Annotated in this window: 19 protein-coding genes; 6 read left to right on the top strand and 13 right to left on the bottom strand. The window is 55.8% G+C overall.

Going from position 1 to position 25,312, the window contains the following annotated elements:
- The 4 genes from Q0K02_RS05665 to Q0K02_RS05650 form a co-directional block, all read left to right on the top strand.
- A partial coding sequence (locus tag Q0K02_RS05665; protein ID WP_294485885.1) for a hypothetical protein occupies positions 1 to 507 on the top strand: 507 nt, incomplete at its 5' end.
- A 146-nt stretch (positions 508 to 653) separates the two neighbouring features.
- The gene (locus tag Q0K02_RS05660) at positions 654 to 1,217 is read left to right on the top strand and encodes a LysR substrate-binding domain-containing protein (protein ID WP_294485882.1); all 564 of its coding nucleotides are present in this window, start codon (positions 654 to 656) and stop codon (positions 1,215 to 1,217) included.
- A gap of 94 nt (positions 1,218 to 1,311) precedes the next feature.
- Positions 1,312 to 1,530, top strand: a complete 219-nt coding sequence (locus tag Q0K02_RS05655; RefSeq protein WP_294485880.1) for a hypothetical protein — start codon at positions 1,312 to 1,314, stop codon at positions 1,528 to 1,530.
- 157 nt (positions 1,531 to 1,687) lie between these two features.
- The gene (locus Q0K02_RS05650) at positions 1,688 to 2,302 is read left to right on the top strand and encodes a DUF1349 domain-containing protein (RefSeq protein ID WP_294485877.1); all 615 of its coding nucleotides are present in this window, start codon (positions 1,688 to 1,690) and stop codon (positions 2,300 to 2,302) included.
- 371 nt (positions 2,303 to 2,673) lie between these two features.
- Here Q0K02_RS05650 and Q0K02_RS05645 read toward each other — a convergent pair whose 3' ends face one another.
- The 4 genes from Q0K02_RS05645 to Q0K02_RS05630 form a co-directional block, all read right to left on the bottom strand.
- Positions 2,674 to 3,993, bottom strand: a complete 1,320-nt coding sequence (locus tag Q0K02_RS05645; protein WP_294485875.1) for an alkyl/aryl-sulfatase — start codon at positions 3,991 to 3,993, stop codon at positions 2,674 to 2,676.
- A 493-nt stretch (positions 3,994 to 4,486) separates the two neighbouring features.
- The gene (locus Q0K02_RS05640) at positions 4,487 to 6,313 is read right to left on the bottom strand and encodes a 3'-5' exonuclease (protein WP_294485872.1); all 1,827 of its coding nucleotides are present in this window, start codon (positions 6,311 to 6,313) and stop codon (positions 4,487 to 4,489) included.
- 355 nt (positions 6,314 to 6,668) lie between these two features.
- Entirely contained in the window at positions 6,669 to 7,961 is a 1,293-nt protein-coding gene (locus Q0K02_RS05635) for a YqiA/YcfP family alpha/beta fold hydrolase (RefSeq protein WP_294485870.1), read from the bottom strand.
- Between the two features lie 13 nt (positions 7,962 to 7,974).
- Positions 7,975 to 8,190 carry a hypothetical protein gene (locus Q0K02_RS05630; RefSeq protein WP_294485867.1) on the bottom strand — a complete coding sequence of 72 codons (216 nt, stop codon included), beginning with the start codon at positions 8,188 to 8,190 and terminating at the stop codon, positions 7,975 to 7,977.
- Positions 8,191 to 8,810: 620 nt separating this feature from the next.
- Between Q0K02_RS05630 and Q0K02_RS05625 the strand changes: the two genes are divergently transcribed.
- Positions 8,811 to 9,059: a hypothetical protein gene (locus Q0K02_RS05625; protein ID WP_294485865.1), complete on the top strand. Its 249-nt coding sequence runs from the start codon at positions 8,811 to 8,813 to the stop codon at positions 9,057 to 9,059.
- A gap of 324 nt (positions 9,060 to 9,383) precedes the next feature.
- Here Q0K02_RS05625 and Q0K02_RS05620 read toward each other — a convergent pair whose 3' ends face one another.
- From Q0K02_RS05620 to Q0K02_RS05600, 5 genes are all read right to left on the bottom strand, one after another.
- Complete coding sequence (locus Q0K02_RS05620; RefSeq protein WP_294485862.1) at positions 9,384 to 10,541, bottom strand: metallophosphoesterase; 1,158 nt, start codon at positions 10,539 to 10,541, stop codon at positions 9,384 to 9,386.
- A 391-nt stretch (positions 10,542 to 10,932) separates the two neighbouring features.
- On the bottom strand, positions 10,933 to 13,422 hold the full coding sequence (locus Q0K02_RS05615) for a response regulator (RefSeq protein WP_294485859.1): 2,490 nt from the start codon (positions 13,420 to 13,422) through the stop codon (positions 10,933 to 10,935).
- 93 nt (positions 13,423 to 13,515) lie between these two features.
- Complete coding sequence (locus Q0K02_RS05610) at positions 13,516 to 16,041, bottom strand: hybrid sensor histidine kinase/response regulator (RefSeq protein WP_294485856.1); 2,526 nt, start codon at positions 16,039 to 16,041, stop codon at positions 13,516 to 13,518.
- Positions 16,042 to 16,136: 95 nt separating this feature from the next.
- Positions 16,137 to 16,496: an Hpt domain-containing protein gene (locus Q0K02_RS05605; protein WP_294485854.1), complete on the bottom strand. Its 360-nt coding sequence runs from the start codon at positions 16,494 to 16,496 to the stop codon at positions 16,137 to 16,139.
- A 2-nt stretch (positions 16,497 to 16,498) separates the two neighbouring features.
- The gene (locus tag Q0K02_RS05600) at positions 16,499 to 17,593 is read right to left on the bottom strand and encodes an HD domain-containing phosphohydrolase (protein ID WP_294485853.1); all 1,095 of its coding nucleotides are present in this window, start codon (positions 17,591 to 17,593) and stop codon (positions 16,499 to 16,501) included.
- Between the two features lie 377 nt (positions 17,594 to 17,970).
- Here Q0K02_RS05600 and Q0K02_RS05595 point away from each other — a divergent pair, with 377 nt between their 5' ends.
- Positions 17,971 to 18,936, top strand: coding sequence for a GGDEF domain-containing protein (locus Q0K02_RS05595; protein WP_294485850.1), 966 nt, complete (start codon positions 17,971 to 17,973; stop codon positions 18,934 to 18,936).
- 144 nt (positions 18,937 to 19,080) lie between these two features.
- On the opposite strand, the gene Q0K02_RS05590 is transcribed toward Q0K02_RS05595, so the two are convergent.
- The 4 genes from Q0K02_RS05590 to Q0K02_RS05575 form a co-directional block, all read right to left on the bottom strand.
- Positions 19,081 to 21,144 (bottom strand): HD domain-containing phosphohydrolase, encoded by a 2,064-nt coding sequence (locus tag Q0K02_RS05590; protein WP_294485846.1) that lies wholly within the window; start codon positions 21,142 to 21,144, stop codon positions 19,081 to 19,083.
- 61 nt (positions 21,145 to 21,205) lie between these two features.
- On the bottom strand, positions 21,206 to 21,724 hold the full coding sequence (locus Q0K02_RS05585) for a transglutaminase-like cysteine peptidase (RefSeq protein WP_294485845.1): 519 nt from the start codon (positions 21,722 to 21,724) through the stop codon (positions 21,206 to 21,208).
- A gap of 251 nt (positions 21,725 to 21,975) precedes the next feature.
- Positions 21,976 to 23,349 (bottom strand): TolC family outer membrane protein, encoded by a 1,374-nt coding sequence (locus Q0K02_RS05580; protein WP_294485842.1) that lies wholly within the window; start codon positions 23,347 to 23,349, stop codon positions 21,976 to 21,978.
- 434 nt (positions 23,350 to 23,783) lie between these two features.
- On the bottom strand, positions 23,784 to 25,253 hold the full coding sequence (locus Q0K02_RS05575; RefSeq protein ID WP_294485840.1) for an HlyD family type I secretion periplasmic adaptor subunit: 1,470 nt from the start codon (positions 25,251 to 25,253) through the stop codon (positions 23,784 to 23,786).
- Between the last annotated feature and the right edge of the window lie 59 nt (positions 25,254 to 25,312).

Genomic DNA, 25,312 nt, shown 5'->3' with positions numbered 1-25,312 from the left:
AGAAAGCTGGATACGTTCTGGTTTACTGCGGCCTGTGAAGAAGACCTTTCCCCTGCTGCTCTTACTCTGTCTCTGCCTAAGTTCATGAAGGAAGCTGGGGCGGGATTGGAGACAGGAGAAAAGAAAAACGCGCCTGAAAAAAGGACTCAGTTAAAAGAAAACTCCAGTACTCCCGTATTGCGGGTGGAAGTCAGCCCCATGCCAACTTCCACCACGCGCTCAGAGGCTGCTCCGAAGATGTTCAGAGCAACCTCCGAGCCTGCGAGTTCGGAATCACGAAAAAGCGCTTCCATCAGTCACAGGCGCGTCAAAAGACTTCCCACCGTCTCGGAGGCCGCGGAAGCCTATATCTCTGCAAATCACTTACCTGGTCGAAAGGAAGCATCAAGGATATCCCGCCCCAGATCAGACAGTTTGCGGGCATCATCAAAGAACTGGAGCATGGAAAGGACATCTCCCTGCTCAACCTTACCCGTGAGCATATCCGGCGCTACCATGACACGCTGAGGAATCTGCCCTTCCGAGTAAACGGCAAAAGCGAATATAAGGGACTGTCATGCCTGAAGCTGGCGGACTGAAGTGTATGTTGGAGAGTGGCCTATGAATGTCCTGCTGGAAGCCGTCATTATGAACTTTCGGTGGCATGAGTGGTTGTGATATGGCATCAAAAGCCGCTGTATTCTTCTAAGTTGATCTTCTATACCATCTACTGCGGCGAATCCATATCCTCAGGACTGCACGCCACGCCTTTGCTCAGCGACAAGCTCATGCCCGTCTGCACCAAGGAATACGCGCTGGAGCACAATCTGATAGAACATCTGGAAGAGTTGAAAAACTGCACGCTGATACATGAAGCATCGAATGCGGCAAACCTCCCCTACTACCTGGGATGGGAAATCTGGAGCAAGTGGGCCGGCATTACGGGCCTGCCGCTCCATTCCGGCTACAGCTTCGACAGGGCGGAACTGACCATCATTGCCGCAAAGCAGGGCTTCGGCGTGGCTCTGGGACGTGAATGGCTGCTCCGGGAAGCGCTGCATAACGGGGAGCTCATCGTGCCCTTCAACCTTGTCTTCCCTGCCCCGCAAACCTATTACATTCTCACCACGCACAAGAGCATACTGCGTCCCAAAGTGCGGGCCTTCCATAACTGGCTTCTGGACAAGGCCCGGGAGTCCACGGCTTATGCGGAGCAATATCACCTTCACCAGTTTTAGCGCTTCGTAAAAGAACACGAACGCGAAAAAGAGCGCTTACCGCCATGCGCTTTCACGTATGTATTCAACTTCACAATACTATTCAAAAACTTGTGTGATTCCCATTTTTGTAGAAATGATGATGAGCGCAAAAGCAGGCTATTCCGCGACCTTCGTCGCCCGTCTCACCAACATCAGTGATCTTGTCAAAATCGAGAATTGTTCTCAATTACAAAACATTAATGTATCCAAAGACAGTATTTTTGCCGACAAAATACCCCAAAAAAAGCTGGTGCAGGACACTCATCCGCCGGAAATGCACCGCAGTTCATGACGGGCATCCAGACTTGCCGACAAGTCCTCTCACTGCTACCTTTAAACAGATGATATCAGCAGGATCCTGTCCCTCGTCGAAAGCACAGTGTCGTGTTTTCGCTGGTTCCCCTTATTTCACACAGAAAATCTTCTTTCCCTCACTGTGAGGCATGCACATGAACTTCGACGTCACCCTTCTGAAATGGACAAGAGAGCCTCTGCACTACGAGGTCTCGCAGGATCGCATCGAAATAACGACAAAGCCGCATACGGATTTATGGCAGCGGACCTATTATCATTTCCGCAATGACAATGCGCCCGTTCTTCAGATGTCCACAAAAGAAAAATTCTTTTCCTTTACGGTAAAAACCGAATTTACCGAAAGTAAGCATCGCTTTGATCAGTGCGGCGTAGTGCTGTACCTGAACAGCGAAAACTGGCTGAAGGCTTCCGTCGAGTATGAAAATGAGTTTTTTCAGCATCTCGGCAGCGTCGTCACGAATCGAGGATATTCCGACTGGGCCACCACCGAAATTCCCGCAACCATAAAGTCCATGTGGTACCGTCTGAGCCGCAGAGAAGACGACTTCTGCATCGAATGCTCTGAAGACGGGAACGTCTTTCATCAAATGCGCATCTGTCATCTCTTTGACGCCAAGGATGATATTCGTTTCGGCGTCTATGCCTGCAGCCCGGAAGATTCCTCTTTCCGGGCAGTATTCAGCCACATGGAGCTTACCGAATGCCGTTGGCCGGCGCACAACGGTCAGGCTCCAGATGAAAATATCTGACCTGTTGCAGGCACTCTTCCTCAAATACGTCTGAAGCCCGTATGAAAACTGATTTCTAAGGATTCCCCGGCGCAGGCAGCATGGGCAGGCGTCTCTCGGAAGACCGAAAAAACTCATCTGCTCTTTAACTTCAAATTCCGAGAGGCGGAAAGGCTTCCCTGTATAGGACGTCTTGCCTTCCCGGCCTCTCGGAATGGAATGGTCTTTTTCTCTCACTGAAAATTTGCATCATTCAGCGACAGAACATGTTACCCTATGGACAATCAAAACAACAGGCATGTGTCATCGGCACTGCCGCAGCGACACCACGCCGCCAAAGGGGAAGCCATCGCGCCTGCCGCTTCTCACATGCTCTCATGATAACGCGGCTCTTAGTTTTTTCTCAACTCAAGGGCACAGGTGAGAAGATAATTAATGCCGGTAATGGGCAGAATGTCATGACTGAGAGCTTCCAGGGCATCAGCCTTGAGAAGCTCGACTTCATGCCCTGATCCAAGAGTCAGCAGACAGTCCGCAAGTCGGCAGGCCCAACGCCAGTCCCCTTCTGCCAGTGCTGCGCGGGCCGCCATCATGAGCTTCTCCTCACCTCCGGCCAGGCGCGCCATTCTTTCCGCCTCCTCGCGCGTCGTCAGGGGAATCACATGCGTGGGATTGCCGTCAAACCAGCCGACCTTGGCGGCAAAAACAGCTCGCACCGCCCACGGCACGGCGCCATAAAATTCTTTCAAATACGGATAGTCCCGCAGCTCTTCAGGCAGCTCTATGGTCGCTGCCAGTTCATCAACGCCCATGCCTTCATTCATGCCGCGAATGGTCGCTGCATGAACGTATTCCAAAGCCTGCGCATAATGCTCCAGAAAATCAGAAATTTCCTCTCCAAACAGCGCCAGATTGTGTCCGCACAGCAGCGCCTGCGCAGGGAAATCCATAAGTCTGCGCACGCCGCGCGCCCAACGCTCCACATCCCGATATGCTCCGCCGCGCAAAGGATAAAGATTGGGAAAGCTGCCGTACGCCGTGTCGCCGCCGAAAAGCACCTTCTGTTCCGGCAGCCATACTACGACCATGTCTGCGCTCTCCGTGGGAATCGTGTACAGCTCCAGCGTGACGCCGTCCACGTCAAGCTTCGTGCGCCCTTCCTGCACCGGCGTGTTGGGAGAAATCGGCACGGCCGGAACTTCTTCGTCAAAACGCGGAAGCATGGCGTTTTGCGTGTACATGGCCGTCGGAATATCAAAGCCGAACTGCCGACGGGTGCGCCGACCAAGTATCGTTTCCAGCCCCTTACCGTCGCGCACTTCCGTGCCGAAGGCATAATGCCCCCAGATGGGCACGTCGCCCGCACCTTCGAGAAACACGGAGCCCCCGCATCGATGATCGGGATGACTGTGCGTCAGCACGATTCCCTGAAGACGTCCCGCCGTCAGACGTTCGATCTCCCTGCGAGCCTGACGCACCAGAGGCACATTGTCGCCCGTATCCACCATGATATAGCCGTGTTCCGATGCTATGGCCGCAAAGTTCGAGGAACTGTAGCCGATAAACGCCCATACGCCCTTTGCCAGTTCCACGCGACGCTTCTCCAGATGAGTATGGGACGTCGACGGGGACACGGAAAAACCGGGATAACTTTTCATGATCGCTCCTGCACTGTTTTTTATTTCGATATCAAAATATTTTTCGTCAAGCAAGTCCCTGCCGCCAACCGCCCCGAAAATGCGTTCTGCCTGACGGAATTTCAGGGCTTTTCAAAAAAACAATGACCGGCCGCTGTTTTTCTCCCCGCCAGGCATCGACATGCTTCGTTATACTTAAAGGAATACTTTAATTATTTGTCTCGCTGAAGAAACCCTAAGCCACAGGCTCCCCGGCCCTCTTTCCCATACCTTTGGAACAGGCCGAAACGACGCGAGTGATGCCGCATTTTTTTGCAGGAGCGCGTTCTGCAACGACATTTCAATACAGGCAAGGGCCCGGCATTCCTGAAACTCTTCCCCTTCATGGCCCATGTCAGGCAGCCTGACGCCGGTCTTCCCTGCCGGAAAAAACGCTTCGTCACTGCAAGTGTCGAGGCCGCGGCATGCGGCCCACAGCGCCCTGCCGCAGCCACGCGCATGCCCATGCCTCCCCCACCCGCACCGAGCCCTCTTACGGCATCGCGGCGACCATCCAATGGCTGGACGTCTATCGGGTTTCCGGCGTCGCCGTTTTCGTCCCATCCTCATACCAGATGACCGACAGGCTTTGCCTTGCGCGGGTCATGCCGACATACACAAGCGCGCGAAACAGTCGGCTCTTGGGATCGTCCTGTCCCGGCTGTTTTCTTCTCTTTTCCCACGCGTCGCGCCGGGCCGGGATATCCTTCAAAAGCGACTTTTCCCGCCCCTGTGCCAGACTGCGCGGCAAAATCAGCGTCACGTGCGCAAAATCCATGCCCTTCATGCTGTGAATGGTCGATATCGTGACGGAATCCACCGTGATGTCATATCGCCGCTTGGCCCTCGTGTCTTCCGCCGGCCATACGGCCATCATGCCGAGCCGGGCCGTCTCCCGCAAAAGCCGCTGCGGAAGGTCTCCGTCGGTTTTGGCGTACAACACGGCCATATTCCCCTGTGAAAAACCGGACCGTCGCCGCTCGTTCAGTTCCGCGGCCGCCCAGGCGGCGGCTTCCTGCTTGTCGGAAGCATGGCGGACTTCCGGCATCTCTCCTTCCATAACGCCGAGAGTCTCGTCGGACACATACTCGTCGGCATCAAGCCAGTCTGCGGCAAAGGCCATGATCTGACGCGTGGAACGATAGCGCTTTTTCAGCGTGAACGTCTTTATACCGGGAATATCACGCCAGGCCTCGGGAGCGCTGTTCTCGTACAAATGCTGATCCGCATCCATAGCCGCCAGCAGCGAGGCCCTCTGCGGAAGCAGCAGCTTGACGAACTGCACCATCTTTGCGGAAAAATCCTGAGCTTCGTCCACAAGAACGGCGCTCCACGATCCGGGAAGCGCTCTTCCGGCTTCCAGTTCTTCCACCACCAGATCCGTTATCGTCTCATAGTATTCGGAATGCGCCTTCTCCTCCAGACGACCGCCGAGCATGCGGGCCATGAGATCGAACACCGGCACGACGTCCACGCCTTCCGGACCGAGAGGAACACCCTTTTCCGAAAGCAGTCTGCGAAGATATCCGGCAAACGCATGATTATAGCATAAAAACAGTATGGAGCCGCCCTTGCCCTTTTTCAAAAGCTCCTCGGCCCGCCGGACAAGAACGAGCGTCTTGCCGCTGCCCGCCGGACCGCAAAGAAGACGTCGGCCAGCCGGCAGCTGAAGCGCCAGATGCTCCTGTTCTTCGTCAAGTGCGACAAGCGTCTTTTCCTCCCGCTTCCAGTCCCGGGCGGGAAGCGCTGCAATCACGCTCTGTCCCAGTTTTTTCCTGACGATCTGCACAAGACCGGCGCTGTGCTCGTAGGCAAAAGGCCGCGCAAAATGAACGTCAAGAAACTGCTGAAAGAAGCCCCCTTTGTCGTGCGCCTGCTCCAGAGCGTCAAGATCATCCCCGAACAGCGTGGTTGCGGGGTCGGCAAGCTCCTGTATGCTCACGTCATGACTCCGGCGATGCATAAATTCAGCTTGGCGCATGTTTGGGAACACGACGCCGCACTGCAGCGGAAGCAGAAATAATTTCTCTCCCGGTCGCTGAAACATGGCTTTCAGACGGTTCAGGTACATCCGTGTCTGACCGAGAGGACAGGTTCTTTTCACCACCTCCCAGCCGACACGAAGCTGAACCTCGTTTCTGTCCGCCGAAACCACCTGATCCAGCGTCCAGTCCTTGACCTCGAAGACAATGAGTCCGTTCTTCGGCGCATAAAGAATGAGATCGGCCGTGACTCCATCAAGAGAAGGATTGATCCAGGCAGTAAAAAGCACGGGAAGTTTTTCAAAAAGACGGTAAAGCCGCTTTTCTCCGAGGGTGGCGTCCTCGGGCGGACTGGGCGGAATCATCATGGCCATGGCAGCGTTTCTCCTCATAAAACGGACGCCGCCCATCATGCTGCGGGCAGCAACAACGCCCCGGGACTCCGATACGCGCTGCGCGCCGAAGCATGAATACTGCGGCATGCCTGCTCATGATAGTCCAGACCGACTTGAGATGCTACAGAGAATCCCCCCTGCCTGTTGACGGGTATGACGGCACACCGTGCTTTTTGAGCGTTTCGCGCCGCGCCGGTAAAAAAAAGACTGTGCTCCCGACACATGCCGAGCGCACAGTCCATCCGGCAGACGACATCACCCCGTCGTATCCGACCTGCGCCTTTTTCCGGCAAAGCATCAAGCGTAGTGGCGGGGCCTTCAACTCAGATGCAGATCAATTTCCCTGCTCCTCCTGACCATCCGCCGCATGAACGCTGCGTTCAAAGGCTTCCACGGGATCGACTTCCCTGCTCCACAGCGCCGCAAAATGAGAACGCGCCACGGCCTGATTAAAGGAACTTGTCTTCCTGCGCTCGCGCCATTCCAGCGTCTTTCCCTGCCAGCCCGGAAACGCGTTCCGAAGAAACGCCGCCACGTTCCGCTCCGAAGGACGCGCGTGAACTTCGGAGTCCATCAGATAATTCGACGCCACCTGATGCCGCAAGACACGCCCGTCGGCCCGGAGCAGCAGATAGCGCTTCTTTCCGCCATGTCTCACCAGACCGGCGATCAGTCTTTTCATTCTGGCCTCATGCCTCGGATAAAAAAACACGCCCAGGAAATCACACGGAGCCCCGTTCTTCTCCCCGTGCAGCTCCAGATAGTCCGCCTCGGCCACGCTGAGCAGTCTGCGCACGTTTTCCATGTCCTCCCCGGGCTCGAAAAAGGCGGCCATGCTGAACGCTCCGCCTTTCAGAAACGGCGCGCACCATTCTTCGCCCGCCGCCCAGTCCGAAAAGTCGTTCAGCAGCTTGCCTTTCTGCAGCAAGGCTTCGGCATGCGAGTAGTCAACAATCTGATGCCCGGAAACAATATCGTGAAGCACGGCGCTGTGCTGCCAGAAGGCGCGCGTGAGATCGGCATCCAGCACGTCGTCGCTGTCGCCGAGAAAAATGTCCCGGCGAGGCACGTCTGGCCCATCCTGCAGGATCGAAGCCCCGGCCGACATCGCCGTTCTTTCTCCGGCGCAGCTCGAAAACGCCCGCTCATGATTGAGCCTCTCGCAGGATGCGTCATTCGTCATGCCGCGCTCGCGACGCGCTTCCCGAAACCACATTTCATTCCGCCACGGACGGGGATCGGGGCTCTGGGCGTAGCTCAGCATGATGTTTCGGGTAAACTCCCATTCCTGCCCGTCGCTGAAGCGCGTATTGCGGCCGAGAAACTGCGCCAGCTGCAACGCAGGAAACACCACGGGATTCCATGCCACGACGTGCATGATGGACGGCAGTCTCAGCTGCAGGGCATAAAAACCGCCGAGAGAAGAGCCCATGACGCATATTCTGTCGTTGTTTTCGTCCACAGCTTCGACAATCTGACGCCGAATGGAAGCCATGCATTCAGAAAACGGTCGGGAATAGTCGTACTCGGGGCAGATCACTTTTGCGTTCAGCAGATCGCTCAGCTTCTGACCGGAAAGACTCCGAGCACTGCTATTAAATCCGTGTATGTAAACAAAGCGATCCATGAACTCTCCTCGGTCAATGATTGATGTTGACGCCTTTCGCGGCCTCCGGGGCGACGCATGCCGCCGACGTGCCGTCTTCAACGACATCGGCAAGAGTGCGAATGCTCCGCGGGCATGCCGTCGGAAATTTTTCCTCCGCAATTCCTGCCTTTTTCCTGTTTCCGCTGCGAATGATAGCAGAAAAAATCATCCGAACCAGCGCGATGACGAGGACCGTCCACAGGTGCATGGACAGAAATGACCTGTTCCTGCCGCTCCGGCGTTTTTCTCCAGATGCCGTGTCATCTTCCAGAGAAGTCTAGCGTTTTCCTGAACAAGCTTCTTTTCGGCACGAAGTCTTCGACCTTTTTTGCCTCCGCCATGACGACCGGAAGACACATCCCCCAGCTATGGCACAAAAAAAATCTCCCTCGATACAGGACGCCCGCTTTCCCTTTATCTTCGCACATCATGTTCCAACCTGCGCGGTCCGTTGTCGAAACATTCCGTTTCTCAGCGCCGTTATCAAGGAGCAGACTGCTCCGCTCTGCTCCTCCCCGCGTCTTCGCCCTGCGCTCTTCTCTTCGGAGCGCTCCCGTCATGTGAAACTGCTTCCATGCTCACGAAACATGTTCCAAAAGCAGCTTTTTCCAGCGTAAAGCAGACATTGACGCGCTGTTGTCCCGCTCTTTTCCGCCAGTTCTGCCATCGGAACAACCCTCTGATTTTCCCGTAAGTTTTTTTAGAAAAAACGGAAGCAAATCTTTTTCCCGGCGTGAATCGTGATTTTTTTTACACTCGTCAACCGCGCTTTTCTGGGATATAATCGCGCTCTCTTTTCCTTCCACCATGTATTTGAGGATTCACAGCATGACCAAGCACGCCTGTCCCTACTGTGCATCAACCGACATCGGCATCATCGACGTTCTGGGCAAGTTCTACTCCGTCGGGTGTCGAACCTGCGGCATGTCCGGCCCGCAGGAATCCACGCTGGAAGCGGCGGAAGAAGCCTGGAACGGCCTCTGCCTCAAGTTGTGCAGCCACTGTATTTCCAGACCCTGGGGACGCGCGCTGGCAAAACGCGTCAATGAAATGTCCCGGGCTTCTGCATCCGACTGATCAACGTCGCAGAACAGACTTCGCCTTTCGCGAGACTGTCCCCCTTTCCTGCAACAACGCCATTAATGCCGAAAAGGAAATCTCCCCGTCCGTACAGGGAGATTTCCTTTTTCAACATGCGGACGCCGATTTCCAACCTCGTCGCCCTGAAAACTGCCGCGGATCAACGGCCGCTGCTCCCTTCCGGCAAGGTCCGCTTCGCTTTTCGGCGTCTTCCCGAACAGGCGCAGCCGGCGGACAAGGTCCAGAAGCCGTTAAACACGAAGGACATGATCGCCCGCATGGAACGATCATGCCCTGAAAAAACGGCTCCTGATCGGAAGACTACTTCTTTGCCTCATCCACAGCGATGGAAACCGTGCGCGTCTGACCCCAGGTCATCATATCGGATGCGTTGGTGTTCCACAGCACTTCGCGAACCGTCATCTTTCCCGTGTCCGTATCCGCGGAAATCAGCAGGAAGGAAAGCTCCGTCTCATCTCCGGCGGAAACGTCGCCCTTCATTGGGGAATCCACGCGGAAGGTCGGCAGAGAAATCGTGTAATCCGGGCCCTGCCAGTCATAGAACTCGTTGAAGTTCTCATGCCCGTGGAAATACGCCCGAATGGCCGAATGCGCCTTGAGAAAATCCGCCAGCTCGCGATGTTCGCGGAGAGGACGTTCCTTGACGCTGCGCACGCTCGACACGTCCGGCGTCAGGTTTTCAAAGCCGTCCTTCGCGGAAAGGCCGTGGTCACCGTTGGGATTGGTCAGGCGGTTGGCGGTAAGATTCGGAGGCATATGTGTAAAGAGCAGCGCGGGCTGACCTGCGGGCATCTTCTTCAATTCCTTTTCCATCCAGGCGCGGCTGGCGGTGTCCGGCCATATGCCCATGAGAAGAAGATGCAGTCCGCCCTTTTCCCGGCTGAGCACCACAGGCTGCGCATAGGGATCAAAGGAGGCAGGCACCTTTTTGCCCGTGGATCTTTCCAGCATGGCGCGGAGCGCGCCGTTGTCCTTCTCGGGATACATGGGGCGGAAGAAGCCCACGGCGTTGGTCATATCGTGGTTGCCGGGCACGGCGAGCAGCTCGGCGGGCTGTCCCTTGCGGTCCTTGACGGCAATCCCCTTGCCGTACTGTTCCATGAAGACATTCCAGCATTCCGTTGCCGTCATGGGAGCCTTTTCCCTGGAGCCTTCCATTCTGTTGGCGATGTCGCCGGTGGAAATGACGTAGTCTATCCACTCGACGGGCTTGCCTGCCATCACGCCGCCGTCCGGCGGCAGCACCAGCCCGGGCAGCTTGTTGATGGACGCCACAAGCGCCGCATTGACCTCCGTCGCGGGAACCTGCTTCCTGCCTCGGAACGCCTTGCGGGAAATGCCGTAATGCTGATCGGAAGTATAAACAATCTGCACAACATCCGCATAGGCTCCCGTATGCCATACGGCAGAAACCACAAGAGCCAGCAGCAGCGTTGCAACAACGCGAAAACGAACCATCCTGTTTCCGACAACGGTCATGTATGCCCCCTTGAGAGCGGTTTACGTTACAAGGTCCGAGCCCGTCACGGCTCAAAACCTACACGCTTCAAGGCGCATTCGCACTGCAACTGACAGCGGTCGCACGCCCCTTGCGCAGCATCCTCTTCGAGGATGCATGGCAGTTTCCCCGGGAAACTGCTCCGACGTTTCCTACGGGTCTTTTCTGCGGAAACATCGCGTACGGGGCAAACATAGAAAGAAATCATGACGGCAGCATGAAGCCGACATGACGAAATCATTGCCTTTTTCCAAAAGCGGCTCTTCGTGCCGCGTCGCCTCTCGTCGACAAAACGACGCCTCCGGCGCAAACTTCCGCGCCGGAGGCGAGGGACATTCTCGAGGCTGCTTCCTACCGGATATACTTCTGAATGAGCCGCATGAGCACCTTGATGTCCAAAGGCTTGGCCACATGCGCGTTCATGCCGCTTTCAAGACACTGATGAATGTCTTCGGAAAAGGCGTCGGCCGTCATGGCGATGATGGGAACGTCGGCGTCGGTCCTGTCCATGGCCCGAATCGCTCTGGTGGCTTCGTAGCCGTTCATGACCGGCATGCGGACGTCCATGAGAATCAGATCATAATAGCCGGGCTCCGACTTGCCGAACATGTCCACGCACACCTGGCCGTTTTCGGCCCAGTCCAGAAGGAAGCCGAACTCTTCCAGAATGGCGCTGGCGACTTCCCAGTTCAGTTCGTTGTCCTCCGCCAGCAGAATGCGCCTGCCGGCCAGATCCGCCATTCCCGTGTCCACGCTGCCGACCTGGCCTGCATCGACGTCCATGAACGGCTTCATCCCCTGGAACAGCGTGGACTTGAAGAGCGGCTTGGGAATAAATCCGGAAATCCCCGCGCGACGCGCCTCCTGCTCTATTTCACTCCAGTCGTAGGACGACACCAGCAGCACCGGCACCTGACTGCCCAGAATCTCACGCAGCCTGCGGGCCGTGGCGGGGCCGTCCATTTCCGGCATTTTCCAGTCGAGAAGAATCACGTGATAGTCCCGACCCTCACGGTGACGCTCTTCGGCCATGACGACGGCCTCTCGACCGCTCAGCGCCCAGTCCACGGTCGTACCCATTTCGGTCAGGGCTCCGGCCGCCGTCCGGCACAGTTCCGCATCGTCATCCACGATCAGCACGTTCCAGTCGGGAAGACGCATCTGCTCGCTCTGCATGCTGACCTTCTTCATATCCAGCGTGATGTGGAATTCCGAACCCTTGTCCACCTCGCTGTGAATCTCTATGGTTCCCTTCATCTGATCCACAATATACTTCATGATGGACATGCCGAGTCCCGTGCCTTCAATCTTATGCACGCGGGCATTGTCCTCACGGGCAAAGGATTCAAAAATCCTCTTCTGGAACTCCGGCGTCATGCCTATGCCCGTATCCTTCACCAGTATATGCGTGCGCACGAACCATTCGCCCTGCGGCGAATCTTCCTGATACAGCGTTATCTGGATGGAGCCGCCCTGCGGCGTGAACTTCAGGGCGTTGGAAAGAAGATTCAGAAGCACCTGACTGAGACGCACGCTGTCCGAATAGACGTTCTCGGACAGAATATTGTGGATGTGTATGTCGAACTGCTGCTTCTTCGCCTTGATCTGCGGCTGCACGATGCCGACTATGCCTTCCAGCACTTCGCGAAGAGAGACCACGTCCATATTGAGGGAAAGCTTGCCGCTTTCTATTTTGGACATGTCCAGCACGTCGTTGATGAGGCCGAGAAGATGACGGCTGGAAAGCGTGATTTTTCTCAGACAATCCTGAACGAGCACGGAGTTTTCGGCGTTGGCCGAAGCGATGGCCGTCATGCCCACGATGGCGTTCATGGGCGTGCGGATGTCGTGGCTCATGTTGGAAAGAAACTCGCTTTTGGCCCTGCTGGCTCTGTCGGCATCCGCTCTGGCCTTTTCAAGTTCCGCAATCTGCCTTCTGGAAATTCTCGAATAAAAGAAAAACAGCGCCAGAATGGGCAGCGGCAGCAGCAGCGCGGCGCTGACAGCAGTGAAAAACCGCTCGTTCCACATGCCTTCCACCACCTTGTCGAGCTCGCCGTACGGCATGTCCGTAACCAGATACCACGAAGAATTCGGCAGCGGAGAACAATGCACGTGATGGCGTTCTCCATCGACGGTCATGAACATGGTATGCTCGGCGCCCTTCCGGATGCTGTCTTTGAGATCGGCAACCATCTCCTCGGCGGTCTTGCCCTCAAAATGTCCATCCTGCTCAAACCAAGTATAGTAGTTGTCCGCCTTGACGGCGACATTGCGGAAGACGAAACTGCCGTCCTTGCGGATGATGTGCGAATACACCATGGACTTGTCCAAGTTCAGAGACATGGCGTCGCTGATGCTCTCAAGCGGAAGACCGACCACCAGCGCCGTGCAGGTCTTTCCGTCCTTCATGGGATACCCCTCCGAAACGGGATACCCTACGGAAACGCCGAGAATCACAAGTTCCCTGCCGGAAGCCGTAACGCCCGAAGCCACATTCTTTTCTCCTCTGTTCAACGCCTGGAGAAAGGCGGCTTCATCCATGACGGAAACAGGTTCGCCGAAAATGACTTCGGCCGTGCCGTCGGTCGCGTACAGGGCCAGATGCGTAAATTCCCGCAGTACGGCGCTGGAACGAAGTTCCTGACGTGCTTTTTCGCTGTGATCCCTGGTCGTTTCCGGGGGAGTCTTGTTCACGATGCCTTCCACCTGCTTGATTTTCAGCTCAATGATGGAGCGAAAATGAAGCTGCATCTGGTAGTTCATGGCCTTCATGTAAATTTCACCAAGCGTCAGACTGGCCTGCTCGCCCTGACGGATCATGGTCAGCGAGCCCCACACAAATATTCCTATGCAAAAAACAGCGCAGAAGATGCTGGCCAGAAAAAAAAGCCTGGTGTCTTTTTTCATAACAACCGCCCGTGCATGAGCTTCTCAATGTCTCCCGGCAAAACTTGTCTGAAGAATCTGAAACAGTTTTTTAAAATCTATGGGTTTGGCCACGTGCATATCCATGCCCGCAGCCGTGGTGGCGGCTATGTCTTCGGCAAAGGCGTTCGCCGTCACGGCTATGATGAGCACGCTGCGGGCATCGGGCCGATCCAGCGCCCGTATGGCCCTTGTTGCCTCACATCCGTCCATTTCCGGCATCTGCATGTCCATGAGCACGGCGTCGAAATAAAAAGGTTCCGAATCGGCAAACGCCTGCACGGCTTCTTTTCCGTTCCACGCCTGCGACACCTCCATGCCCTGCACGGCAAGCATTTCAGCTGCAAGTTCCATGTTCACCATGTTGTCTTCAACCAGCAGGATGCGCTTTCCCTGCAGAAGCTCGGGGTGCTCATCCACGGGCTTCGCCTCCGCGTCCTGGGACGAATCCATTCCGGCAAGCGCAAACGGAAGCACAATGGTAAACGTCGTGCCCCTGCAAAGCTCGCTTTCCACCGTTATCTCGCCGTTCATCTGCTCCACGAGATTCTTGGTGATGGACATGCCGAGTCCTGTGCCGGCCACGTTTTTCGCGCTGAACCGGACTTCTCTGGTGTAGGGTTCAAAAATGTGAGGCAGAAAGTCTTTGGATATGCCCGTTCCCGTATCGGACACCACTATGCGGTATTTGACGGTGTCCTTGTCTTCGCTCTCTCCCGCGCGGGAAACGGACACGGAGATCTCGCCGTGCTCGGCGGTGAACTTGAACGCGTTGGACAGCAAGTTGTTGAGAAGCTGCACTATGCGCACAGGATCTCCCAGAACCTGCGTCTGTTCCATATTCAGATCAATCTTCAGAATCTTGTGTTCCGCGTCGGCCTGCACCTTATAGGTTTCAAGACAGTCCCGGAGGCACTCCCGCAGATCCATGACTCTGTTGTTCATGGACATTCTGCCCTGCTCCATGCGCGACATGTTGAGGATGTCGTCTATCAGGCTTTTCAGCTGACGGCTGGAGTAGCCGATTTTGGCAAGGTAGTCCCTGACTTTTTCCTTGTCGTCCAGAAAGCGTTCGGCCAGTTCGGAGAGGCCCGTAATGGCATTGATGGGCGTCCGCATGTCGTGCGACATGTTGCTGAAAAACGCCTGCTTGGCCTTCTCGTTCCGCCGTGCGCTTTCCAGCGAATCCTGAAGCAGTTTTCTCTCCTGAAGCTGCTGCTGCTTTTCCTGCTCCACCTCGCGGAAACAGAGCACCACCTCTTCGGGCGTGAGCTTTTCGTCAAAAAGCACCCTGATGCTGACCCAGCGATATTCCTCGCCGAAGCGCCGCCGAAAATCCCCGCCGAAATCCCGAACCCTTCGCGACACCAGCGAACGGATGCTCTCACAGGAAAAATTGTGCGCATACTCCTCACGGGCGTCCGGCTCGATGACGTCGACGATCACCTGCAAAAGCGCGCTGTACGGCCCCGTCTGCGGCAGCTTCTGCTGTACCACCTCGGAAGGCTTTATGGTCTCATACGTTTCCCTGGTAAAATTCACGCGATACAGGGCATAATAGGAATCGCCCAGCACCCTCACGGTCTCGTTGACGCGCTCCATGAGTCTGTTTGCCCTTATGTATCGCCAGGAATGAACCAGAAGAACTATCAGAAATATTCCCGTCGAAAGGACGAAAAGCCACAAAAGAAGATCTGCCTCTTTCAGTATTTCCTCATGAGGCACCGTGACAATGGTGTACCAGCCATTGGACATCTTTGAATAATAAACGGAACGTCTATTGCCGTCCAGACCAATGACATAGGAGGTATGAGATGCAAAGTCTCCATTCCGTATCTTTTGAAGAAGCAGACTTACATATGCCTGAAGTTTGACGTCCTGATATGAAAATACCGTATTTTTATACAGCAATGTTCCATTGCCGTCGCAAACGAAAAACGCATGACGCCGGTTTTTATGCTGCGGTGTGATGTGAAACTTGAAATTATACGGAAAAAGGTCGAACACCAGCACGGCATTCGAGCGCAGACATTTGCGGGCTACGGTAACCACGGGCATGCCCGTGGCAGGATCCTTATAAACGTCGGTAAAAATGGTCTTTCCCGGAGACTCCACAGCTCTGGCGTACCAGTCCTGTTCCGTAGGCTCCACGGGGGAAAACACTTCTCGAACATGGCCCTTCATATCCACCACGGCGCCGTCAAGGATGATGTAGGGACTGACGACGTTCTCGCCCAGGATGGTCTGCACCCGGTCGAAGAAAATCTTCATCCACGTCATCATGTATCTGGAGTCGCCTTGCATGAGACGCGTGTCGATGGACGTGGTCCCGAAGGACAGCAGCGTTTCATAAACGACCAGATTGCTCCGTTCTTCCGCGGCATAGTTGCTGGCCAGCGTCATTCCGGTGGTTCTGGCATTGCGGAGAAGAATGTCCCGAAAGACGTGAATGCCCAGGCCGGAAAGCGTCACTACCAGCAAAAACAAAATGATATTAAAATATATTCCGTACGGAAAAAATCTGGAGCGCATGTGTGTTTCCTTGTGAAGACCAGCGTGTTCCCCATCTTCCCGGAAAACCGCCACTCCGCTTGACAACGGAATGTTTCACAGGCGTGCTTTTAAACTCAGCTGAACACCTTCTCCACAGCCTGAACCGCAGCCTGATATGTCCGGGTGATCTCCGGCATGACGGCCGCAGCTCCGGCCATGTCGTGCGCGCGCAGAAGCTGCACCTGCCTGTCGAGCAGGCCGAACAGTTCCGACACGGCCAGGTTGCCGCATACGCCCTTCAGCGTGTGGGAGGCTTCCAGCGCCGCCGCCTCGTCGCCGTTGTCGACGGCCTCCGACAGCTTGCCGTAGCTGCCGTCTGCCGGAAACTTCTTCAGCAGACGGGCCACCAGAGCTTCACTGCCCATGCAGCGCTCAAGCACTTCGTCAACGTTGATTCCGCCCTCGATCAGCATGTTTCTGACGTTCGCGTCCATGGTCAGTTTTCCTCACTTCTTCGGGGATACAATCTGGCAAGCTTTTCCTCTTCGGCAAAGAACCTGTCCAGAAGCCGCGGATTGAAGACTCCGCATTTGTTGTCGCGAATCATGTCCAGCGCTTCCTGGCGGGCAAAGGCCGTTTTGTAGCAGCGCTTGCTCACCAGAGCGTCATAAACGTCCGCAAGGGCCACAATCTGGGCCCAGATGGAAATCTCATCGCCCTTCAACCCGTCGGGGTAGCCCCTGCCGTCCCAGCGCTCATGGTGATGACGGGCGATGTCGTAGGCGTACCGATAGGATTCATGCTCGCGCAGCTGCGGAATTTTTTCCAGCAGCTCCGCGCCCTTCGTGGTATGCGTCTTGATGATTTCAAACTCTTCCGGCGTGAGTCTGCCGGGCTTGTTCAGTATGGCGTCGGGAATGGCGATCTTGCCCACGTCGTGCATGATGGAAGCCAGAGCAATATGCTCTATGTCCACCTCCGTCAGTCCTTCGCCGAGATCCGTATGCCGCAGAAGGTGCCGCGTAATGTCGTGAATGCGGCGCACGTGCTCCCCGGATTCTCCGCTGCGGAATTCGATGGCCGTAGCCAGCGATTCTATCATGCCCTCGTTCAGACGTATGATCTTCTGCGCCTGCTTGAGCAGTTCCGACTGCTGCTGTTCCACCTTGTTGCCGAGAATCTTTCTCGCGCGGAACAGTTCCACCACGGAGTTCACCCGTCGCTGCACGATGTAGGGCACCACCGGCTTGCTGATGACGTCCATGACGCCCAGACGATACGCCTCGTTCATGACGGCGTCGCTGGCCTCTCCGGTGATCAGGAACACGGGAATTTTTTCCATCAGCCCTTCGGCCTTCAGCCGATGAAGCACCTGTATGCCGTCCATCTCCGGCATGACCACGTCCAGAAGAATGGCGCAGTAATTCTCCGGCCGGGATAAAATCTTGTCGAGGCCGACACGTCCGTTTTCCGCCTGCTCCGTCGGATAAAACGAAGAAAAAATATGCTCGAGAATCTCCCGATTGATTTCATTGTCGTCAACAATCAGCAGCGTATCGGGCCGTTGCGCCTGTATGAAAGATTGAACCATCGTTGCTCCTCTACGGCCGAACAACATGTCTTCAGTCCATGCCGGACACGGATAGCCCGTTCCGAAGACCTCAGAAAAAAATATTTATGAAATACTTCATGTTATATGTCAAACACACGAAGTTTATACAGTTCTTTACAGATATTTTATATATCTATCACATTATAATGCTGTTGTTAAGCCTCTCTCCGCCGAGCTGAGACATCGAAAAAAGACGACCTGAGCATGCATCCTCCGTGTGTGCCGCCCCGTTGCGGGATGGGAAGAATGGACTTGAGAGCCGTGTACAAAAACGGAGATGCTCTGATGGAGAACTGGTATCTGCTGCAAATCATTAAAAATTTACCTGTCATTTTTATTGACGGAAAAAATTTTGTATGCCATCGTTCCAGCAGCATCTCAAGACCGAAGGGAACATGGTCATGCAGCAGCCGGCAGTAAAACACATATATACCTTTGACGAACTTGTTAAAGAAGTAAAAACGCTTCGCAATACTTTCAAGATTATTCGTCTTGTTTCTCCCAGCGACTGCAAGGCCTATCTTTTTGAAGATGACAACCTGAAAGCGGACACCTTGTGCTATCATTTCTGGAATCGCAAAACCTGCTGCAAGTACTGTATATCCAAACAGGTTATTGATTCTCAAGATCAATGCACAAAACTTGAATCCATAAACGGACATATTTTTATCGTCATTGCACGATATGTCATTCTGGATGGAAAAACGTTCACTCTGGAACTGATTACCGAGCTCACGGACATTTCCGGACTCGGACGCAATGAACACGTTATTGTTGAAATACGCCGTCTTCAGGAAGAAAATTCCCGTCTTATCCGCGATCCGCTTACCGGCTGCTACAGCCGGCATTATATGGATACGTATTTTCAAAACTATGTGAAGGAAGCGGAACAACAGCAGCAGGAACTATGCATTGCCATGCTTGACATGGACGGCTTCAAACTCATCAACGACAGATATGGCCACGACACCGGCGATGAAGTGCTGAAAAGCTGCAGTCAGTTCTGGCTCAAATACTTTGACTATCAGCACCATGAATTCATCACCCGCTACGGAGGCGACGAATTCATCATCATTTCCATGGCCAGCACCTACGAAGCGTTCTGCAACCGCATTGTTTCCCTCTCAAACTCCATGCGGAAGAACATCGTGCTGGGCAACGGACAAATCATTCCCTTCAGTTTTACCATCGGATGCGCCTGCCTGAGCGAAGTGGCGCAGACCTCGCCTTCTTCCAGTCGCGAGGCGCTGTTCAAGCTGGCGGACGAACGCATGTACATGGGCAAGCGCTCCGGAAAGAACCGCATAGTCACGGCGTCATAATACGCCGCCCGCGACGTCTTTCCGCCTCCATCCCGGATTCCATCAAGCAAGATAAGCCGCAGAAAGCTCCCATCAGGTCTTTCTGCGGCTCTTTGCTGCCGGTTCAGCGCATAGCGCCGATGACGCTCTTCGGGCGAGCGCCGGTTACGAACGCGCCGCCACCATGCCTTCCGGCGTCTTCAGCACGTTTCTGAGATGATTCACCACGGTCTGATCAAAACGGGCGTTGTTCATCAGCTCTTCCACGGCCTGTCTCTCGTCCATGCCCTTGCGGTAGGCGCGGGAACTCACCATGGCGCAGAAGGCGTTGAGCACGCCGAGCACGCGGGCCTCGGGCAGGATTTCCTCACCCTTCAAATGGTTGGGATAGCCGGAACCATCCATGTTCTCATACATTTCATGCAGAGCCCTGGCAATGGGAAGATCGAAGTCCACATTTTCCATCAGACGGAAGGCGTGCTCCGGAGCCTGATGCACCTGATCGAGCTCTTCCGGAGTAAGCTTGCCTTTCTTGGTGAGCAGCTCCCTCGGAATGAACAGCTTGCCGACCTGGGAAAGCATGGCTCCCATGACTACGGTGTTCCTGCCGTCTTCGGACAGGCCCATTTCGACGGACAGCAGTTCGCCCAGCTTTGCCATGCGCTGCGAGTGACCGGCCAGATAGGGATCCACGCTTTCCTCAGCGCGGGTAAAAGCCTCAATAAGGCTCTTCTGACGCTGCCGCATGCGCAGGCTCTGACGGCGAAATTCCGTGATGTCCTTCATGCTGACCACCGCGCCGCGAATGCTGTTGCGCACGCTCTCGCCGCCGGCGTCCATGAACGGGAACAGGGTGACGCGGTACAGACGCTTTTCGCCGTCCCGCTCCAGATAAAGTTCACAGCCTTCCTCCCGATTGTTGATGGCGACCTGACGAATGCGATCGAGAAGAAGCGTTGCCGCGTCCGTGGGGAAGCAGCTGAAAATCATCTGCTCGCTGACGTCCTTCTCATCCTTGCCGAGTATGGCCGCGAGCGCAGGGTTGCAGACGCGGATCTGGCCCTTCACGTCCGCCATGAAAAGACCGACGTCGAGAGAAAGATTGACGCTGTCCAGCAGCTCCTTCTGCCGGGAAATGATCTGATTGAGACGCCGAAGTTCGGCAGCCACGGCGCGCTGCTGACGTCCGAAGCCCATCCACCAGAGAAGGCCGCTCAGCAGCATGAAGCTGATCCAGGCCAGCACGCCGACCGCATACACGGGCAGTTCGGCGCGGAACACCATGCCTTCCACCACGGATTCCGGCGTTTCATGCACGAGACTCCACTCCAGGCCGGGGAAAAACACGGACATGGAATACACCATGCCGCCCCCCTCGGAAACGCTTTCGCGCAGCCCGAAAGGCAGCACGCCCTTGTGGTCGGCAAGCTCCTTGCCGAGCGCCGCGGGAACCGCCACCGGAGAAGGAACCTGCATTTTTTCCCACACGTCGCCCCGGCGCTGCACCATGGCCGCCGTGGACATGTCGTTCTGCTTCGGCCGCGCCGTGAACTGCGTCACCTTGCTGAGCACGGGCACCGACGACATGAACACCGCCACGCACTTTTCGGGAGAATCCAGATCATAGACGGGCTCGAAGACGTCGAGCGCCAGACCGTTGACGCTTCCCCGCACGGGAAGGAACGACGTTTCTCCCGTCTTCATGGTCTGCTGCGCCGCGCTGTTCTGCTCCGGCGAAAGCGGCGAAGGCGTGCTGAACGCGGAAAGAATGGTCTGACCGTTTTTGTTGACGAGGCGGGCGTCGAGAAGTCCGTTGTAGTTCATGAACTCCAGCAGGATTCTGCGGATGGCGGGCACTTCTTCGGAGAGCACAGCCGCAGGACCGGGAAGATTGCCCGTCTGCTCCGCGCTGTTGATGACGCCGGCCACACGGCTGTCCAGGCCGAAAAGATCGCCGGAGAACAGGCGATAGGTTTCGGATTCGCTGATGCGGAGACGAAGCTTCTTCATATCCGCATTCCAGATTTCCACGTCACGCCTCGCGCCGTCGAGCCAGGCCGTCACGTCCTGCTCAAAGCGCTGCATGACGTCGAGACGACGGCTCTCAAGCTGGGAAAAGCAGGCCAAGAGGGCGATTCCCCCCGAAACGAGCGCAAGACCGACGGCGGCCAGAAGAGTCGATCTTTTGGATAAGCCAGAATAGCTGGCATTCTCACGGCTGTTCATCATATTCCTCCATCCTTCGGGGGGACGACGTATAACGGAAAGTCCGTCGAACCTCGACAACCACTTATCGACGAGCCTTCACATGAACCCAGCGATGCTTTTCATTCACGGAAAACTGCGGCACATAGTTTCGCACTCTCTCCATGGGACGCACGGCGTCGGAGAGGTTGTCCAGAATATAGACATCATCTCCGTCGTACACGGCCAGAATCGCATGACCGATGTTGCGTATGGTTTCCCGCACCACCACAATGCGCATGTTTTCCACGGAAACGCCCAGTTCCTTCAGCGTATAGTACTTGATTATGCAGTAGTCCTCGCAGTCGCCGGACCTGGCAAGGAACTCATACGGCGCCGCCCAGTAATCCGCTTTGCCGTACACTTCCTTGTCGGTGCGGTACGGCCACAGATTCCAGAACCGGTTCACGATGTTGAGCTGTTCCCGAAGAGGCCTGCCCGCCGCCCTGCTCTTCAGATCCTTCCAGAGCGTGGACGAATTAAATCTTTTCTCGTCGAAAAAGATCGGCTTTTTCCTGTTCCGTTCCATGGCGGAAAGCCAGTTCTGCTGCTTTTTCAAGTCCATCTGGAACTCGACGGTTCCGAAAAGGCGAGGTCTGGCCTGGGCAGGCGTCGCGACCAAAAGGACGGCAAGCGCCAGAACGACCGCGCAAGGCGCCTGGGCAAGCGCATGCCAGACGCATGCAATATGGGCTCTCATACCCATGGACTATCAAGAACTCCGGCTTCATCCATTACTGCAGAAACAAACTTCGGCAACCTCAAACCATCGACGCCGGACCGGAGAACGGGAGCTCTCCGGCCCGGCCCTGTGCGCTACTTCGGCAGCGTCAGGTGATCGAGCGGTTCATGATCGTGCGGGGTCACCTTGAGCATTTCCGTGCTGATGTTGAATCCGGGCAGAAGATCCCCGGCAAGGGCCTTCATGCGGTATGCGGCAATCAGCGTGTTGCCGAGCGCCGTAGCCGCCTGCGTGGACGAGTTGAACAGTTCGTTTTCAGCGTCCAGCACGTCGAGCAGACTGCGCTCGCCCATGACGAACTGTTCTTCATAGGCGTCGCGGGTGGTCTTGTTGTACTCGATGGCCTCGCGGTAGAACTGAAGCTGCTTCTGCGCGGAAAGATATTCCGTCCAGCTTTCCCGCACGTTGAGCTCAAGATCGTCCATATAGTCGTAGAGCACCCGGCGGCTCTGACGAATGCGGGCCGCGGCCGCCTTGCTTTCCGCCACGTCGGCACCGCTGTTGAACAGATTCCAGCGCACCACGGCGGCAACGCCGACTTCGGCCGTCCAGAGTTCGCTCTTGCCGTCTCTGTCGGAATAGGAAGGTCCGGCCTCAATGCTGAGCGACGGGCTGTAGGCGGAACGCGCCTGTTCCCGAACGGCATTGGCTGCCTTCACGTCTTCCATGTAGGCGGCGACCTTCGGATTGCCCTTCTGCGCCGCCTTCAGCACCTCTTCAGGCCCCGAAAACATTTTGGAAGGCAGGTTCACCGGCCCGAGAGACATGGCCGAATGCCGCGTCAGACGAGTGTAGGTATCTTCCCCGATGCGCAGCGAGGCGCGGGCCTCGGTCAGCGTGGAACGGGCGCGCGACAGGCGGCTCTGCGCCTGAGAGACGTCGGCCATGGTGTCCACGCCCTGCGCCTCGCGTTCGCGGGCCTTTTCGAGAATTTCCTCGTGCCGGGACACGTTGTCCTGCGCAAGCTGGTAAATCTGCTGACGACGAAGCACGTCCACATGGGCGATGATGGCGTCGAGCGCCAGCGAGTTGGCGTTGTCCATCACGCGATGATCCAGAGAACGATAGGTCGCCTCGGCCTCCCGCACGCGGCCGCGCGTCAGCCAGCCGTCCCACAGAGGCTGCGTCACGAGCAGCGACGCCGACGAATAGGGAGCCGCCTCGTCGTAATTGTACGAACGGGTCGTGCTGTCGGTCAGCTTGCCGAATCCGCCCCGGGCCGTCAGATCCACTCTCGGCCCGTAGCCTGCCTTGGCGCGGTCTATCTCATAGCCCGCGGCGGACCGGTTTTCCTGAATAGCCTTGAGCGAATTATTGTTTCTCAGCATCGCTTCGATGGATTCCTTGAGGGGAATCGCTCCGTCCCGTTCTGCGGCATGCGCCGAAGGCAGAAAGAGCAGAAGACCGAGACAGCCGGAAACAAACAGAAAAGAAAACGATGTCCTCATGCCTGCCTCCCAATGAAAAGGCGCTTGCCAGGCGTCCACGTATCGGAACTTTTACATTTTCTGGAGAAAATCATAAAAACTCCATTAACCAAAGTGGTTATGTTTCCAAAAACCACAACAATGTCACACACTGCCTTTTCCAAAAAACAATCATCAGCTATTTTCAGGCTCATTAAATCATAAATAATATTTATCATGAGTCAAGAACAATGTTCCATGCGGCAACATATCGAATTATTTTCAACTCATGACTTTCATCATATAACGCACATTCATCATCATCACAATTATAATATAATTTTCATAAAAATATATATCACAGCATATAAGCAAAGGGTATCTTCAAATAAAACGTCATCACTAAAACAAACAGGAGCATATCAGTAAAAAAATGACATGTTGAACAACATAAAAATATTCGTCAATCTTATCTTCTATTTCTCCCTGAGCGCGTTCTGCTTTGCTTTGAGAATCGGCTTGAGAAGATAGTCCAGAACCGTCTTCTTGCCCGTCATGATATCCACCGTCGTCATCATGCCCGGCATAATGGGCAGAGACTCTCCGTGATAGACAATAGCGGTTTTGGGAGTACGCACCTTGACCTGATAATAGAACTCCCCGCGCTTGTCTTCAATGGTGTCGGCGCTTATCTGCTCAAGCACGCCGTCCAGTCCGCCGTAGATGGAAAAGTCATAGGCCGAAACCTTGACCATGGCCTTCTGTCCGGGATGCAGAAACGCCACGTCCGCCGGGCGCACCTTGGCTTCCACAAGAAGGGTGTCGTCCAGAGGCACGATTTCCATGATGGGCTCTCCGGGCTTGACCACGCCGCCGAGCGTGGTGATGTATATCTTCTTCACCGTGCCGCGCACCGGAGAACGCAGCTCCGTTCTGGTCACTCTGTCGCTGCCGGCGGAAAGACTTTCGCGCAGCGACGCCAGCTCCAGACTGCGCTTGTTGATCTCCTCCATGAGGGCGGCGTCCAGCTCGGCCTTGCGCAGCGCCATGCGGTGCTCCGCCTCGCTTGCAGCCGCTTCCGCCCGGGGAATGGACACTTCCAGCGTGTTGATCTCACCCTGCGTCTGCACGGCGCGCTCCTGAAGTTCCAGATACTGCGCTCTGGAATAGCTGCGCTTCTGCAGCAGGGAAGACGCCATGTTCAACTGCTGACGTATGAGCGACAGGCTGCGGGTAAGCTGCTCCTTGCGGGCCAGCTGCTCCTTCACTTCCTGCGTGCGCTGCGCGGACTGCGCCTTCAGCACGTCCAGTTCGGACTTGCGCTGACGCTCCTGCACGGCAAAGGTTTCCGCCTGCACCTGCGTGAGATTTCTTCCCTGCTCGAGCTGATCTTCGGTAAGCTTGTACCCCGTGCCCCGCTCAAGCCATGCCCGCAGATCTTCCGGCCACGTCAGTTCTCCGCCGGAAACGGACGCCCGCAGCCGACGGACGGCAATGAGATTTTCCATGGCCTTGTACAGCATGTCGCGCAGATTGCTCTCGGCCATTTCGTTGTTGATTCTGGCAAGAACGTCGTTCTTCTCCACGATCTGCCCTTCATGCACCTCAACGCTGCTCAAAATGCCGCCTTCGAGGTTCTGAATGATCTGCGTGCGCGAAGAAGGAACCACCTGTCCCTCGGCGTGAGTCACTTCGTCCAGCGTGGCGAAGCCGGCCCAGACGATGAACAGAACAAAGAAGGCAAACACCGCCACGGAAAGCCAGATCGCACCCCGCGCCGGACGTCTGGCCAGAGCCGCCTCCACTTCCGCCGCATAGGGCAGATCTTCGGGCAGCAGTCTGCCGGAAAGGGCGGCAGGCTCGAACAGACTCTGCGCCGGCCTGGGCGCGGCCGGGGCTTGTCCGGCAGGCTTTGTTGTCGAAGCGCCGCCGAAAGTCTCGGGCATCTGCCCGGCTTCCGGTCCGACTCCGTTCTTTTTCTCGTCCGTATCCATAATATTACAGA

It is taken from the genome of uncultured Mailhella sp. (genome assembly GCF_944324995.1).
Taxonomy (GTDB): Bacteria; Desulfobacterota; Desulfovibrionia; order Desulfovibrionales; family Desulfovibrionaceae; genus Mailhella.
This window is presented reverse-complemented; position numbering and strand designations above follow the sequence as displayed.

Excerpts from the sequence above, each read along its gene's own strand:
- Q0K02_RS05650 (WP_294485877.1), top strand. The coding sequence starts at position 1,688 with ATGAACTTCGACGTCACCCTTCTGAAATGGACAAGAGAGCCTCTGCAC.
- Q0K02_RS05640 (WP_294485872.1), bottom strand. The coding sequence starts at position 6,313 with ATGGCCATGATGATTCCGCCCAGTCCGCCCGAGGACGCCACCCTCGGA.
- Q0K02_RS05635 (WP_294485870.1), bottom strand. The coding sequence starts at position 7,961 with ATGGATCGCTTTGTTTACATACACGGATTTAATAGCAGTGCTCGGAGT.
- Q0K02_RS05630 (WP_294485867.1), bottom strand. The coding sequence starts at position 8,190 with ATGCACCTGTGGACGGTCCTCGTCATCGCGCTGGTTCGGATGATTTTT.
- Q0K02_RS05625 (WP_294485865.1), top strand. The coding sequence starts at position 8,811 with ATGACCAAGCACGCCTGTCCCTACTGTGCATCAACCGACATCGGCATC.
- Q0K02_RS05620 (WP_294485862.1), bottom strand. The coding sequence starts at position 10,541 with ATGGTTCGTTTTCGCGTTGTTGCAACGCTGCTGCTGGCTCTTGTGGTT.
- Q0K02_RS05610 (WP_294485856.1), bottom strand. The coding sequence starts at position 16,041 with ATGCGCTCCAGATTTTTTCCGTACGGAATATATTTTAATATCATTTTG.
- Q0K02_RS05605 (WP_294485854.1), bottom strand. The coding sequence starts at position 16,496 with ATGGACGCGAACGTCAGAAACATGCTGATCGAGGGCGGAATCAACGTT.
- Q0K02_RS05600 (WP_294485853.1), bottom strand. The coding sequence starts at position 17,593 with ATGGTTCAATCTTTCATACAGGCGCAACGGCCCGATACGCTGCTGATT.
- Q0K02_RS05595 (WP_294485850.1), top strand. The coding sequence starts at position 17,971 with ATGCCATCGTTCCAGCAGCATCTCAAGACCGAAGGGAACATGGTCATG.
- Q0K02_RS05590 (WP_294485846.1), bottom strand. The coding sequence starts at position 21,144 with ATGATGAACAGCCGTGAGAATGCCAGCTATTCTGGCTTATCCAAAAGA.
- Q0K02_RS05585 (WP_294485845.1), bottom strand. The coding sequence starts at position 21,724 with ATGGACTTGAAAAAGCAGCAGAACTGGCTTTCCGCCATGGAACGGAAC.
- Q0K02_RS05580 (WP_294485842.1), bottom strand. The coding sequence starts at position 23,349 with ATGAGGACATCGTTTTCTTTTCTGTTTGTTTCCGGCTGTCTCGGTCTT.
- Q0K02_RS05575 (WP_294485840.1), bottom strand. The coding sequence starts at position 25,253 with ATGCCCGAGACTTTCGGCGGCGCTTCGACAACAAAGCCTGCCGGACAA.